Below are 13,256 nucleotides of genomic sequence, written 5' to 3' on the forward strand. Positions count from 1 at the left end.
GGCTTTAACCCTAATCTTTTTGCTTGCCTATCTGTTAGTGTTACCTTGCCGACAACGCTCTTGATTATTCTGGCTCTACCTTTGTCTGTACCTGTAGTTTGTTTAATAAAAAAAAAGCAATTTTGGGACTAACTTGCTCTAGAACCTTGGTTCGTACTGCTTTTTCTAAACTTTCAAAACTTGTTAGTTCTTCAGCTTGAGTGTTCCGATAAAGAATCTTTGCTGCTTCCAGCAAGCAGGCTTCCAGTCGTTGGGAGTCTTCAGGGGTCATAGTAGTTGCACTTGCTACTCGTGTATAAGCTTGTAACTATCTTCCCTCTTTTACATTTATATTTGCAAAAGTGAGATGCTCCCTATTCATCTTTACTATCTCATATTTAGAGTTATAGCTTTTCAAGCTGAGTCCTAATTATATTGAATATTTCTCTCTGTCACTTCTTTGACAGTAGAAAAAGTAAAAAACTTTAATATATCTGTTAGAATAAAAAAATTTTGACTTCACAAAAAATATCTATATCTTACAATCAATCTGTGGGTAGCAAAATAGCTATAAATAAAAACGGTAGAGCAATAAATACTCTACCGTTTTCTAATTTTTTATTTGAGACTTAAATCCCAAACCCTAAATCTTACTCAACACCTTGGGGTAACAATTCCCGGCGCTGTTGAGAACTAACTTGCACAACGCCATTTTCATCTACATCAACAAGAGCTGTATCACCATCCTTGATGCGACCAGACAGAATTTCTTCTGCTAGGCTATCTTCTAACAAGCGCATAATTGCCCGACGTAATGGCCTTGCGCCGTAGCTGGGACTGTAACCTTCAGTGATCAAACGATCCTTGAAGCGATCGCTAACTTCTAAGGTGATACCCTTTTCTGTTAGACGACCAAATACTTCCTTGAGCATAATTTCGGCGATTTGGGTGACTTCAGGCTTGCTCAACTGACGGAAGACGATAATTTCATCGAGTCGGTTGAGGAACTCTGGACGGAAGTACTGTTTGAGTTCTTCGTTCACCAAAGAGCGAATCCGGTTGTAAGCTGACTCGGTGACATCTTCAGCAAATTCAAAGCCGATACCGCTACCGCCTTTTTCAATTACCTTAGAACCAATATTGGAAGTTAAAATCAGCAAGGTGTTCTTGAAGTCCACCGTGCGACCCTTGGCATCAGTTAACCGACCGTCTTCCAAAATTTGCAGCAGCATGTTGAATACATCCGGGTGTGCTTTTTCGATTTCGTCGAACAACACTACGGTGTAAGGACGCCGCCGCACGGCTTCGGTCAGCTGACCACCTTCGTTATAACCAACATAACCTGGAGGCGAACCAATCAGCTTGCTGACGGTGTGACGCTCCATGTATTCCGACATATCCAAGCGGATCATTGCTTCTTCGGAACCGAAGAAGTAAGCAGCCAAGGACTTTGCCAACTCGGTTTTACCTACACCAGTAGGCCCAGAGAAGACAAAGCTAGCTATCGGTCGATTGGGATTTTTCAAACCGACACGAGCGCGACGAATTGCCCGTGAAACTGCTTTCACTGCATCGTCTTGACCAATTAAACGCTGATGCAAGGTGTCTTCCATGTGCAGCAGCTTTTCAGATTCAGATTCGGTGAGTTTGTTCACCGGTACCCCAGTCCAGGAAGCGACAATGTGGGCAATGTCTTCTTCTGTAACTACGGGTTCTTCATGTTCAGAGCCAGCTGCATTGGTTTTGCTTTGAGCGATCGCCCGGATTTCGGCTTTGATTTCCATTTCGCGATCGCGCAGTTCCCCAGCTTTGTCAAAGTCTTGAGAGCGCACCGCGTCATCTTTTTCTTTTAATATTTGACGCAGTTCTTTGTCTAACTCCTTGGCTGCGGGTGGCAGCTGGGAGTTAATCAAGCGCACCCGAGAACCAGCTTCATCAACTAAGTCGATAGCTTTATCTGGGAGGTAGCGATCGCTAATGTAACGATCTGATAACTTCGCCGCCGCTACCAATGCTTCGTCGGAGATTTTCAGTTTATGGTGTTGCTCGTAGCGTTCGCGCAGACCATATAAAATTTCAATTGTTTCATCAACTGTAGGTTCGCCAACCATCACTGGTTGGAAACGCCGCTCTAGGGCTGCATCTCGCTCGATGTGCTTCCGGTATTCATCTAGGGTTGTGGCGCCGATGCACTGCAACTCACCCCTAGCCAAAGCTGGCTTGAGGATATTCGCTGCGTCAATAGCACCTTCTGCCGCACCCGCACCAATTAAGGTGTGTACCTCATCAATCACGAGAATGACATTACCCGCAGAGCGGATTTCATCCATGATTTTTTTCAAGCGTTCTTCAAATTCACCCCGGTATTTGGTTCCTGCTACAAGCAAACCAATATCCAGTGTGACGACGCGTTTATCTTCGAGGATGTCAGGGACATCTTTCGTGGCAATGCGTGAAGCTAAACCTTCAGCGATCGCGGTTTTACCAACCCCTGGTTCCCCAATTAGCACTGGGTTATTTTTAGTTCGGCGACCCAATATCTGAATCACCCGCTCAATTTCCTTAGCGCGTCCCACCACCGGATCGAGCTTGTTGTCTATTGCCATCTGGGTCAGGTTTGAGCCAAATTCATCTAGAGTCGGGGTTTTTGTGCGCCCGGATGAACCGCCTGGTGAAACTTCGGCAGTTTCTCCCAACATGCGGATGACTTGGGTTCTTACCTTAGATAGATCCACACCGAGGTTTTCTAGCACCCTGGCTGCTACGCCTTCCCCTTCGCGGATTAGGCCCAACAGCAGATGCTCGGTGCCAATGTAGTTATGCCCCAGTTGGCGTGCTTCTTCCAAGGAGAGTTCCAAAACTCGCTTTGCCCGTGGCGTAAACGGAATTTCCACGGCAACAAAGCCTGATCCCCGACCTATAATTTTTTCAACTTCGATTCGGGCATCTTTGAGATTGACGCCCATTGATTTCAGCACTTTGGCAGCCACTCCAGTGCCTTCGCCAATCAAACCCAGGAGGATCTGCTCGGTTCCGACAAAGTTGTGACCTAAACGGCGGGCCTCTTCTTGGGCCAGCATGATTACCTTAATGGCTTTTTCTGTGAAGCGTTCAAACATGGCATTTTTCCCATCACCTGCGGTCGTGCCGGTATGCTGATTTTAGCACAGGCAAAGCTTTTGGATGCCTGTATAACAGATTATAGACATCCAGAAGCTATAACTTAGGTTGATGGGCTAATTGTTAACTATTGACTACTTTTATCTGGCTAGTGTACTGAGGAGCTTTAGTTCACCAGCGTTTTTGGGATTTATTACAAATAGCTGACTGCTTAGGTTAAGAGTTTCTTTACTCAATCCTAAACACTTACATATAACATATATATTTTTTTATGTCAAGCAAAAAATTTTATTCATAGTTTTTTCTTATTTAAGCCATTTTGAAGATAAATTATTTCAATACAAATTAGGTGCAGCAAAGTTGCATTTTTTTGCTGAAGCTGATCACAAGGTCCGATAATTCCAAATTAATAATGCCCAACTACTTAAAATGCAAGTGCCAAGAGGATTTGTCCAGGCGATCGCTGATCATGGAATACCACTGGTCTAAAGTTGCTTGAAATTGGGGGTGTTGTAAATCTGAGAGCCAAAGAATTAGAGCGTCTTCACCGTTATCTTGGTAGTAACGCCGACGCCGCCCAGCGATTTTGAAGCCAAATTTTTGATATAAAGATATAGCCCCTAAGTTGGAAGCTCGCACTTCGAGGGTAGCTCGCTCCATTTTGCGATCGCAAGCTGTCTTAATGAGTGAATATAGTAAAGCCTGTCCCAAACCTTGACGGTGATATTGGGGATCAACCGCCAAAATTGTAATGTGGGCTTCCTCTAAAATTGACCAAAAGCAACCCATTCCCAGCAGTCTCGAATTAGAGACAGAGGAAAATAAACCCAGCAGATCGCTGTTGGGACTGTCCAACTCACGCCCGTAAGCCTCCATTGTCCACAAACCGCCAAAACAGGCTTGATCCAGTTCCAGCAATGCACTTACATGCTCTTTTTTCAGTAATTTGATTTCTAAGTCTAATAAAATCACATTTATTGAATAACGTTACAAACCCTTTGTAAACTGGGAATCGGGAGACGAACTCAAAGCCCGTAATTTGAACAAGGAAAACTTTTATAGTTATGGTATCGACTCACCCCACTGGGGTTCAACATTCTGGAAGTCAATATTTACCTCAAAGGCACGACACCAGCGCAAACCCATCGCCTAATCAAGAACTTTTACCCTTGACTGCCAGAGTTCATAATCATGACCTCTTGGAAATTGGTGGGTGTGATGTTACAACCCTAGTTGAGCAATTTGGTTCACCTTTATATATTTTAGATGAAGAAACTCTACGTTCGGCTTGTCAGCAATACCGAGATGCTTTCAAGCAATACTACAAAGGTGAATCTCAAGTATTGTACGCCTCAAAAGCTTGGAATTGTTTAGCAGTTTGTGTGATCGCCGCTTCTGTTGGGCTGGGAATCGATGTAGTTTCTGGGGGCGAACTTTACAGCGCCTTGCAAGCGGGTGTTAGTCCCCAGAAAATCTACCTGCACGGAAATAATAAATCTCATGAAGAACTAATTTTAGCGATCAAGTCTGGTGTCACCATTGTGGCGGATAACTGGCATGAGTTGCATACCCTTGTCGAAATAGCCCAACCTGTTCAACCAATCCGGATCATGCTACGGCTAACTCCAGGTATCGAGTGTCACACTCACGAATATATCCGCACAGGACACTTAGATAGCAAATTTGGCTTTGATCCCAACGAGCTAGATAAAGTTTTTACCTTTGTCAGTCAACAATCTGCCTTTAATTGCGTAGGAGTACACGCTCATATTGGTTCCCAAATTTTTGAGCGCCAACCGCATCAAGATTTGGCCGCTGTCATGGTGCAGTGGTTGCGGGATGCCGCGAAGTATGGTTTAAATATTACAGAGTTAAATGTTGGTGGTGGTTTAGGGATTAAGTATACAGAATCAGATGATCCTCCCAGCATTGAAGAGTGGGTAAAGGCGATTTGTGAAGTGATCCAAGAAGCTTGTGTAGCCGAAAATCTGCCTTTGCCGAAGTTACTTAGTGAACCAGGGCGATCGCTAATTGCTACAGCTTGCGTCACTGCCTATACTATTGGTTCATCCAAAGTCATTCCAGAAATTCGTACTTACGTGGCAATTGATGGAGGAATGTCTGATAATCCCCGCCCGATTACTTACCAATCAGTTTATCGAGCAGTCGTTGCCAACAAAATGTCTTCTCCCTTAACCCAAACAGTCACAATTGCTGGTAAACATTGTGAATCAGGAGATATTCTGATTAAAAATGCACTACTCCCAAAGACTGAACCAGGGGATATTCTCGTAGTTATGGGAACTGGTGCGTACAATTACAGTATGGCATCTAACTACAACCGCTTGCCCCGACCGGCAGCAGTCGTAGTGGCGAATGGCGAAGCAAATTTAATTTTGCAACGTGAAACTTATCAAGACTTAATTCGACAAGATCGCCTACCAGAAAGGCTAAAAAAATAGTCATTTGTCCTTGGTCATTAGTCATTAGCCAGGAACTAATTACAAATGACTAATGACTAATAACTAATGACTAAATGTAATTAGAGGCAAAAGTGTAATCCAGATGTCATGAGAGATTGGTGGAAGCAATGGCTGACAAACCTGGGATGGTCGCAGTCCTTGCTGCTTGGGACTCTGGATATTGTGTTAGTGCTGGCGCTGACGTACATGATACTAGTTATTATTAGTGAGCGCCGGACATTGTGGATGGTGCGGGGATTCATTATCTTAATGTTAGCCTCAGCACTAAGTGGCAGATTAGGACTACCTCTGCTAAGTTTTGTACTGGAAAAGTTGGTGATTGGTTGTGCTGTAGCAATGGCAGTTGGGCTACAGTCAGAGTTTCGACGGTTTTTGGAGCAATTGGGGCGTGGCGAATTCCGCCAGCTATTTCAACCTGACCGTCTGGCAATCCCTAAGTCTGATAGTGTAATTGATGAAATTGTTGAGGCTGTTAAAGAATTGTCAAAAAACCGCATCGGAGCTTTACTAATTTTGGAAACCACAGGGCCAATTGATGAGCGAGATTTTTCTGTGCCAGGAGTAAAGCTAAATGCGGAGGTTTCTAAAGAACTGATCCAAACAATTTTTCAGCCGAAAACTTTGTTACACGATGGAGCGACATTAATTCGTGGTTCGCGGATCGTGTCATCAGGTATAATTTTACCACTTTCGGGACGCACAGCCTCGCGCCAGTTGGGAACACGCCACCGGGCGGCAATGGGAATTACTGAGCGGGTCGAAAATTGCATTTGTGTTGTTGTATCTGAAGAAACGGGTTCTATTTCCTTAGCGGAAAGGGGAACCCTAAATAGACCACTGACGATTAGGAAGCTGAAAGAGTCATTAGAGGCTCTTTTGTCCCCAACCGTGGATAGGGAAGCTGTTGCTCCTGGTCTGTTGAGTTTTGTTCGTCAGATAGGTGGGAAGACACTAGCACTGGTTTCACGTTTACTCAGATTACCATCGACCGCTTCTCGAGATAAAAAATGACAGCACAACAAACTAAACTGCAAGATTTGCCTACTGACTTAAAACGAGAACTATTGCCCCAGCATGTAGCGGTGATTATGGATGGCAATGGTCGATGGGCTAAACGTCAGGGTTTACCTCGGATTATGGGTCATAAGCGAGGAGTAGATGCTCTCAAGGATTTACTTCGCTGTTGTCAAGATTGGGGAATTCAGGCGCTGACGGCTTATGCTTTTTCAACGGAGAACTGGAAAAGACCCCAAGAAGAGGTGGATTTTTTGATGACTCTGTTTCAAAGAGTTTTGCGCCAAGAACTGCGGGAAATGATGGAAGAGAATGTTCAAATTAAGTTTGTGGGAAATTTGCTAGACCTGCCACGATCGCTCCAACAAGAAATATCCCGTTCAATGGCAGAAACTAAGGATAATCGCGGTATCCGGTTTTCAGTGGCAACTAATTATGGCGGACGGCAGGAGATTTTACAAGCTTGTCAGGCGATTGCCAAGCAAGTTCAGCAAGGTCTGCTACAACCCGATGAAATTAATGAACAAGTGTTTGAGAGCCACTTGTACACAGCAGGAATTACTGATCCAGATTTATTAATCCGCACAAGTGGAGAAATGCGCCTCTCAAACTTCCTTCTCTGGCAAATGGCTTATGGGGAAATTTACATCACCGATACTCTCTGGCCCGATTTTGACCGGGCTGAGTTTCACCGCGCCTTGTGTGCGTACCAGCAACGGGAGCGGCGGTTTGGGAAAGTCTCAAACAAGTGAGCAGTTAAAAGTGAGGAGTGAGGAATAAAACTCATAACTCTTAACCAAAGGCGGAGCGTCTTTGGCTTTGCTCCTAATTCTTAACTTCTAACTGCCTCAGGGACCAGAAAACACGGCTTGTTCTACATCATCCCGACTGAGAGAATACTTGAATGAACGTTGGATATCTTGTCCATCTTCCCCAGATTTGACATATCGAACTACGATTTGCTCAACATCGAGCCATAGTTCAGCTTGCCAACTAGGGCGCTGCACACGCCAGCAATGCCTCTGTATATCGTCTTGTTGACAGCCTTGGTCTTTTAGCCACTGTTCAATTTGTGGCAGGGGATGATTATATAGGGGGGTATCAGAGGGAAGAAGAGGCATAGGAATTTTAGATTTTGGATTTTGGATTAGGAAATTTTTTAATTTTTAATTACCATAGGGGTAATTGGTTGTGACACATGGATAATCTGCTGTTGTACAGACGAAGTAGGCTGTAGCAAATGTGTTTGGAAAGCAGCCTCACCACGAGTTAAACCGATGCCTACTGCTAGTAGTAGACAACCTACAAATGTTAACACCAGCATAAATAAAGCAAAGATTTCGCCAGAAGAGAGGGGGCGATCGCTCGCATCCAGGTAAGCTGATTTTGACCAGTCATGGGAACGTGAGACGGGATGATTCAAATCAGGGGGTGGTTGAATCACTCCAAAGCGGGAATAGCCAATTTTTAAATCGTAGCTTAACCGACGTTCTGGATGGCTAAGGGTGGCGTAGGCTTCGTTGATTTGCTGAAATTTGAGAGTGGCGATCGCAGTAGGCAAGTCTGTAGTATCAGGATGATAGCGTTTGCTCAGTTGCCTATAAGCACGACGAATGTCGATTACCGATGCCCAGGGATGCAGTCCTAGCAGGGAGTAATAAGTTGGTTCACTGCTTTGTGGCATTGTCCCTTTGTGATTCACGGCTGTTTGAGTCACCTTGCTCAAAGATATTTTTTATATTTTAAATCCTTTGTGAATTGGAGAAGACGGAAGAAGAAGAGAAACAATTTAGTTTACTAGGAGTTCTACGAATAAAAAAATATAAGTAGCAAGGTTGGTAAGCCTTTAATTCAATGTTAAGTCTTAAGCGATAATTTTGTAGGTAAATTAAGTATGGGCAACCAAGCCAACCATCAGGTTGACTAAGAAACTAAAAAGACTAGGATGTGAAAGTTACTTCTAACGGATTAAATCAGCACGGGGTTTAAAGGTTTCAATTTGACGCAACTTTTCGTACAGTTCCCGTTCTTCTTGACTAATATTTTTCGGGGTAACTATTTGAATTTCCACTAATTGATCGCCACGTTTGCCATCATCGCTGGGGTAGCCTTTATTCCCTAGCCGGAATTTTTGACCAGACCTAACTCCTTGAGGGATGGTCATTTTTACAGGGCCATCGAGAGTTGGTGCTTCTACCTGTCCTCCTAAAACTGCCTCGCTGGGAGTAACAGGGACTTGGCAGACTATATTTAAACCTTCTAGCTTAAATAATCGATGAGGTTCAACGGTAATTTTTAAGTAAAGGTCGCCATCACCAACGCCTTGGTTCCGCAAACGGATGGATTGACCTGTTACCATACCTGAAGGCATATTAACTTCTAGCGATCGCCCATCTTCCAAACGAATGCGTTCATTGCCACCTTGATAAGCTTTTTCTAGTGGGAGCGTTAATCTGGCTTCTATATCCCGACGAGTAGTGCGAGGTGGAGTGTTAACAGTGTAGGCAACTTTTGTTCTGGGGGAACGAAACGGATCGCTAGTATTGCCATTACTGGAATTACTTGTGCCATTCTTATTTTTGACGCCGATAACTTGATTAATAAAGCTTTCAAAGTCAGAGAATTGGCTTGGATCTACGTCCTGATTCACGTTGCGATCGCCTTGGCTATTCTGCCAAGTTTTAGCCTTTGGCGTCTTAGGGTTGCCCGCAAAGCCTTTTTGCTTCCAGTAGCGGCTAAACTGGTCGTACTGCGATCGCTTGGCTGGGTCTGAAAGGACTTCATAAGCCTCGCCGATATCCTTAAATTTTTCCTCCGATTCTTTGTTACCCGGATTGAGATCGGGGTGATATTGCCTTGCTAACCGCCGATAAACCTTTTTAATTTCTTCACTAGAGGCGTCTTTAGATACTCCCAAAATCTCGTAGTAATCGCGAAAATTCGGCAAATTTTGCATAGTTCAGTGATTTAAATTTTAGATTTTAGATTTTGGATTAATTAAAACAGAAGAGTTAAAAGTTAGGAGTTAAGAGTTGAAAGATTTAATTTTTAACTTCTAACTTCTCACTCCTAACTCCTAACTTTTATTAAAAGTACTACAACCAATCATTGTCTTCTTCATCATCCCAGTTATCTTGGTAGCTGGGACGGGATTTGCGTGGAGGACGGCTGTCATCTGAGGAAAAACGACTGTCTCGGCTATACTCTGTGCGATAGTCTTTACCGTAATCTCTGCCATAGTCCTTACCATAGAAGTCGCGTTCTCGATATGTATCTCTGGGAGATTCGCGTTCCCGTTCCTTATCACCGCCAGTAAAAATGTCACGGATAGTACCAAACAAGTCGTCATCTTCGTCTTCAGCATAAGACTGGCGGACTTCCCGATTTAGCTCATATAGAGCATCTTGCAGGTCGGCGTAGGCTTGGTCAATACCGCGATCGCTATTTTCTTTGAGACTCTCTTTTAGTTCTCGGCAAATATTATCAATTCTTTGGCGGCGGCTGCGGGCAAACTGCATACCAAATTCGATCGCTACTTCTCTGAGTTGTCGTTCTGCTTGGATAATCAACGCCTCAGAACGAGTCCGCTTTTCTACCCGTTCTTTACGTTCCCGGTCAACATCGGCGTATTTCTGAGCGTCCTGAATCATCCGATTTACTTCCGACTCGTTCAACGTGGAAGCGCCTTGAATGGTGATACTCTGTTCTCGCCCAGTGGTTCTATCTAAGGCTGTTACCTGTAAAATACCATTAGCATCAATATCAAATGACACCTGAACTTGAGGAATACCGCGTGGTGCTGGTGGGATGCCATACAGCTTGAACCGTCCTAAAGACTTGTTGTTTGCTGCCATTTCTCGTTCACCCTGGACTACGTGAATTTCCACAGTATTTTGGTTATTTTCAGACGTGGAAAAAATGTCAGAACGGCGGACTGGGATGGTGGTGTTGCGAGGAATGAGTTTTTTCATCACGCCGCCGATGGTTTCCAATCCCAAAGACAGGGGTGTGACATCCAAAAGCAGCACATCTTTGAGTTCGCCGGCGAGAATACCTGCCTGAATTGCTGCACCCACTCCCACTACTTCATCGGGGTTGACGTTCTCGTTGGGTTCTGTACCAATCAAGTCCCGTACTAGCTGCTTCACCATTGGCATCCGTGTAGAACCGCCAACTAGCACAACTTCTTCAATGTCTCTAGGTGAGAGTCCGGCATCTTTGAGGGCCCGTTTCACTGGTGTCCGCAAGCGCCCCACCAAATCACCACATAAGCCTTCAAACTGGGAACGAGTTAGACGAGTTTCCAGATGTTTGGGGCCATCTTCAGTGGCGGTGATGAAGGGTAAATTAATATCGGTGACGCTGACAGCAGAAAGCTCAATTTTGGCTTTTTCCGCCGCTTCCATCAGACGTTGCAAAGCTTGGCGATCGCGTCTTAAGTCTACCTCTTCTGTTTCCAGAAATTGCTGTGCTAACCAATCTACTATTATTTTGTCGAAGTCGTTCCCACCAAGTTGCGTATCGCCACTGGTAGCCTTGACTTCAAATATGCCATCGCCTACTTCTAAAATCGACACGTCAAAGGTGCCACCACCCAAGTCAAATACTAAGATAGTTTCCGTTTCACCCCGATCTAATCCATAAGCCAAAGATGCCGCAGTCGGTTCATTAAGAATCCGCAGCACCTCTAAACCGGCAATTCTGCCAGCATCGCGGGTTGCCTGCCGCTGAGAATCGTTAAAATAAGCGGGTACTGTAATCACTGCCCCTGTGACTGGTTCACCCAAATAGCGACTAGCATCGTCTGCCAATTTCTTCAGCACCATTGCCGAAATTTCTTCTGGGGCGAAATCTTTATTGAGACGAGGACAAGCAACTTTGATATTACCTACTTCGTCTTTGCGGATGGTGTAGGGTACACGCTTGGAATCTGGGTTAAGTTCACCATATTTGCGCCCAATAAAGCGTTTAACTGCGAAAAAGGTATTTTGGGGATTGAGGACGGTTTGTCGCCGTGCCATTTGCCCAACCACCCTTTCACCTTCTTTGCTGAAGCCAACTACGGAGGGGGTTGTTCGCATTCCTTCTGCATTGGCAATCACCACCGGCTTGCCACCCTCCATAACGGCGACTACTGAGTTGGTTGTACCCAAGTCGATGCCGACTACCTTGCCCATGCGTTGCTCTTCTCCTAAAGTGTCTTATATATTTATTATGATTGGGCGGAACTACCTCTAGTTTTGTGCCAGAGGATAAAAACACCTCAATGGTATAATAGTCATCATTACAGGCAGTAAGCTAAGAAGTGCAGCTAAAGGAGATAGTTGCAAGACTAGGATAGCATTGACGATGATTGGTGTGTCCAAGCAGCGTCAATTCTTGTGATCCAGCTACTTCTATGCACTGTATCTGCAAGTTTGTAAATGCACCTTAATAATACTTGTTCTGCTTGTTTGAGTGTCGGAAAACTCTAATATTGCCACTATTTTAAAGATTTGAATTTAACAGAGCGATTACAAACTTCCCTGAGTGAGATAGCGCGAGAACGCGATCCTTACATGGCAACGGCTGGACATTTTTTTGTCCAAGAATACATCCGCCAGCAATTTTCCCAATGGGGAAGTGTGGAAATCCACACCTTTGAAGTCAGAGGTAAAGCTTGTAATAACTTGATATTAAATTTACCATCCGAAACGAGAGGGCAAAAAAAGGATTTGCCACCTATTTTAATTGGTGCTCATTATGATGGCGTTCCGGGAACACTAGGAGCTGATGATAATGCCACAGGTGTGGCGGTGTTGCTGGAATTGGCCAGAAAGTTTGCTGCCGAACCAGTAAGATATCCCTTAAGGCTAGTTGCTTTCGATATGGAAGAATACGGCTTACTGGGTAGTACTGACTATGCAGCCCTGTTGCACCAACAAAAGCAACAGCTACGCTTAATGATCTCCCTAGAAATGCTGGGCTATAAGGATTCTACACCCGGCTCCCAAAGTTACCCTCCTCCTCTGGAACGCTTCTACCCAGATAAAGGAGATTTTATTGCTTTAATTGGCAACTTGCGGACATTGCCTGATTTAATTAGCATGAGCCGTAATATTCGCAAAGCTGGCGTATCTAGTCAATGGCTACCCGTACCGAATCGAGGTTTAATAGTTCCCCAAACCAGACTGAGTGATCATGCACCTTTCTGGGATTTGGGTTATCCGGCAATGATGGTCACAGATACGGCATTCTTGCGAAATCCACATTATCACAAACCTAGTGATGCGATCGCTACTTTGGATTTAGATTTTCTTAGCGGTGTATATGAAGGGTTGGAAATTGCGATTCGGCGGTTGTGAAAAGTTAAGATAATTCTCGTAGTTCAGTGAATACCTTATCTGACAGTTCACCATAATCTGTTCCACTACTAAGGGACTTCCATCCTTCTGGTTAACTCAACATTCCAAGCAAATCCTGCGTTATCGTCAACATCTTGATCTAAAGAGTGGATCAAAAAATAAGCAAGCTCTGCACGCTCTTGCATAGATAGCTGAGATAGTTCAAGCCTAAGTTTCTGTATTGTTTCGGTCATAGTCTGCGATTTTCATGCGATTAATCAGCATATAGTTAGTGTTGAATGTGGCGCTGATTAAGGTCAGCGGTTTGCCATGAATC

At 44.4% G+C, this 13,256-nt stretch carries 12 protein-coding genes; 4 read left to right on the top strand and 8 right to left on the bottom strand.

What is annotated here, in order from left to right:
- Window positions 1-64: 64 nt before the first annotated feature.
- The 3 genes from V7L29_RS24545 to rimI all read right to left on the bottom strand — a co-directional run bounded on the left by V7L29_RS24545 (window position 65) and on the right by rimI (window position 4,071).
- Complete coding sequence (locus tag V7L29_RS24545; RefSeq protein WP_334737088.1) at window positions 65-271, bottom strand: hypothetical protein; 207 nt, start codon at window positions 269-271, stop codon at window positions 65-67.
- Window positions 272-629: 358 nt separating this feature from the next.
- Window positions 630-3,098, bottom strand: a complete 2,469-nt coding sequence (locus tag V7L29_RS24550) for an ATP-dependent Clp protease ATP-binding subunit (RefSeq protein ID WP_334688667.1) — start codon at window positions 3,096-3,098, stop codon at window positions 630-632.
- Between the two features lie 421 nt (window positions 3,099-3,519).
- Window positions 3,520-4,071 carry a ribosomal protein S18-alanine N-acetyltransferase gene (rimI, locus tag V7L29_RS24555; RefSeq protein WP_334688666.1) on the bottom strand — a complete coding sequence of 184 codons (552 nt, stop codon included), beginning with the start codon at window positions 4,069-4,071 and terminating at the stop codon, window positions 3,520-3,522.
- A gap of 92 nt (window positions 4,072-4,163) precedes the next feature.
- On the opposite strand from rimI, the gene lysA reads away from it, so the two are divergent.
- The 3 genes from lysA (at window position 4,164) to V7L29_RS24570 (ending at window position 7,348) form a co-directional block, all read left to right on the top strand.
- On the top strand, window positions 4,164-5,561 hold the full coding sequence (gene lysA, locus V7L29_RS24560; RefSeq protein ID WP_334737089.1) for a diaminopimelate decarboxylase: 1,398 nt from the start codon (window positions 4,164-4,166) through the stop codon (window positions 5,559-5,561).
- 108 nt (window positions 5,562-5,669) lie between these two features.
- A complete protein-coding gene (gene cdaA, locus V7L29_RS24565; RefSeq protein ID WP_334688664.1) occupies window positions 5,670-6,593 on the top strand; it encodes a diadenylate cyclase CdaA in 924 nt (307 codons plus the stop codon).
- Complete coding sequence (locus V7L29_RS24570) at window positions 6,590-7,348, top strand: isoprenyl transferase (RefSeq protein ID WP_334688663.1); 759 nt, start codon at window positions 6,590-6,592, stop codon at window positions 7,346-7,348. Before cdaA ends, V7L29_RS24570 begins: the two co-directional genes overlap by 4 nt.
- 96 nt (window positions 7,349-7,444) lie before the next feature.
- On the opposite strand, the gene V7L29_RS24575 is transcribed toward V7L29_RS24570, so the two are convergent.
- The 4 genes from V7L29_RS24575 to dnaK all read right to left on the bottom strand — a co-directional run bounded on the left by V7L29_RS24575 (window position 7,445) and on the right by dnaK (window position 11,773).
- On the bottom strand, window positions 7,445-7,717 hold the full coding sequence (locus tag V7L29_RS24575; RefSeq protein WP_334688662.1) for a DUF3143 domain-containing protein: 273 nt from the start codon (window positions 7,715-7,717) through the stop codon (window positions 7,445-7,447).
- A gap of 38 nt (window positions 7,718-7,755) precedes the next feature.
- Window positions 7,756-8,280 (bottom strand): J domain-containing protein, encoded by a 525-nt coding sequence (locus tag V7L29_RS24580; protein WP_334688683.1) that lies wholly within the window; start codon window positions 8,278-8,280, stop codon window positions 7,756-7,758.
- A 276-nt stretch (window positions 8,281-8,556) separates the two neighbouring features.
- Window positions 8,557-9,552, bottom strand: coding sequence for a J domain-containing protein (locus tag V7L29_RS24585; protein ID WP_334737090.1), 996 nt, complete (start codon window positions 9,550-9,552; stop codon window positions 8,557-8,559).
- 139 nt (window positions 9,553-9,691) lie between these two features.
- Window positions 9,692-11,773 (bottom strand): molecular chaperone DnaK, encoded by a 2,082-nt coding sequence (dnaK, locus tag V7L29_RS24590; RefSeq protein WP_334688658.1) that lies wholly within the window; start codon window positions 11,771-11,773, stop codon window positions 9,692-9,694.
- Between the two features lie 318 nt (window positions 11,774-12,091).
- On the opposite strand from dnaK, the gene V7L29_RS24595 reads away from it, so the two are divergent.
- The gene (locus tag V7L29_RS24595; RefSeq protein WP_334737091.1) at window positions 12,092-12,940 is read left to right on the top strand and encodes a M28 family peptidase; all 849 of its coding nucleotides are present in this window, start codon (window positions 12,092-12,094) and stop codon (window positions 12,938-12,940) included.
- Between the two features lie 68 nt (window positions 12,941-13,008).
- Here V7L29_RS24595 and V7L29_RS35615 read toward each other — a convergent pair whose 3' ends face one another.
- Window positions 13,009-13,173, bottom strand: a complete 165-nt coding sequence (locus V7L29_RS35615; protein ID WP_334688656.1) for an addiction module protein — start codon at window positions 13,171-13,173, stop codon at window positions 13,009-13,011.
- Window positions 13,174-13,256: the final 83 nt, after the last annotated feature.

It is taken from the genome of Nostoc sp. (genome assembly GCF_036916575.1).
Lineage (GTDB): Bacteria > Cyanobacteriota > Cyanobacteriia > Cyanobacteriales > Nostocaceae > Nostoc.

Excerpts from the sequence above, each read along its gene's own strand:
- V7L29_RS24545 (WP_334737088.1), bottom strand. The coding sequence starts at position 271 with ATGACCCCTGAAGACTCCCAACGACTGGAAGCCTGCTTGCTGGAAGCA.
- V7L29_RS24550 (WP_334688667.1), bottom strand. The coding sequence starts at position 3,098 with ATGTTTGAACGCTTCACAGAAAAAGCCATTAAGGTAATCATGCTGGCC.
- lysA (WP_334737089.1), top strand. The coding sequence starts at position 4,164 with ATGGTATCGACTCACCCCACTGGGGTTCAACATTCTGGAAGTCAATAT.
- cdaA (WP_334688664.1), top strand. The coding sequence starts at position 5,670 with ATGAGAGATTGGTGGAAGCAATGGCTGACAAACCTGGGATGGTCGCAG.
- V7L29_RS24570 (WP_334688663.1), top strand. The coding sequence starts at position 6,590 with ATGACAGCACAACAAACTAAACTGCAAGATTTGCCTACTGACTTAAAA.
- V7L29_RS24575 (WP_334688662.1), bottom strand. The coding sequence starts at position 7,717 with ATGCCTCTTCTTCCCTCTGATACCCCCCTATATAATCATCCCCTGCCA.
- V7L29_RS24580 (WP_334688683.1), bottom strand. The coding sequence starts at position 8,280 with ATGCCACAAAGCAGTGAACCAACTTATTACTCCCTGCTAGGACTGCAT.
- V7L29_RS24585 (WP_334737090.1), bottom strand. The coding sequence starts at position 9,552 with ATGCAAAATTTGCCGAATTTTCGCGATTACTACGAGATTTTGGGAGTA.
- dnaK (WP_334688658.1), bottom strand. The coding sequence starts at position 11,773 with ATGGGCAAGGTAGTCGGCATCGACTTGGGTACAACCAACTCAGTAGTC.
- V7L29_RS35615 (WP_334688656.1), bottom strand. The coding sequence starts at position 13,173 with ATGACCGAAACAATACAGAAACTTAGGCTTGAACTATCTCAGCTATCT.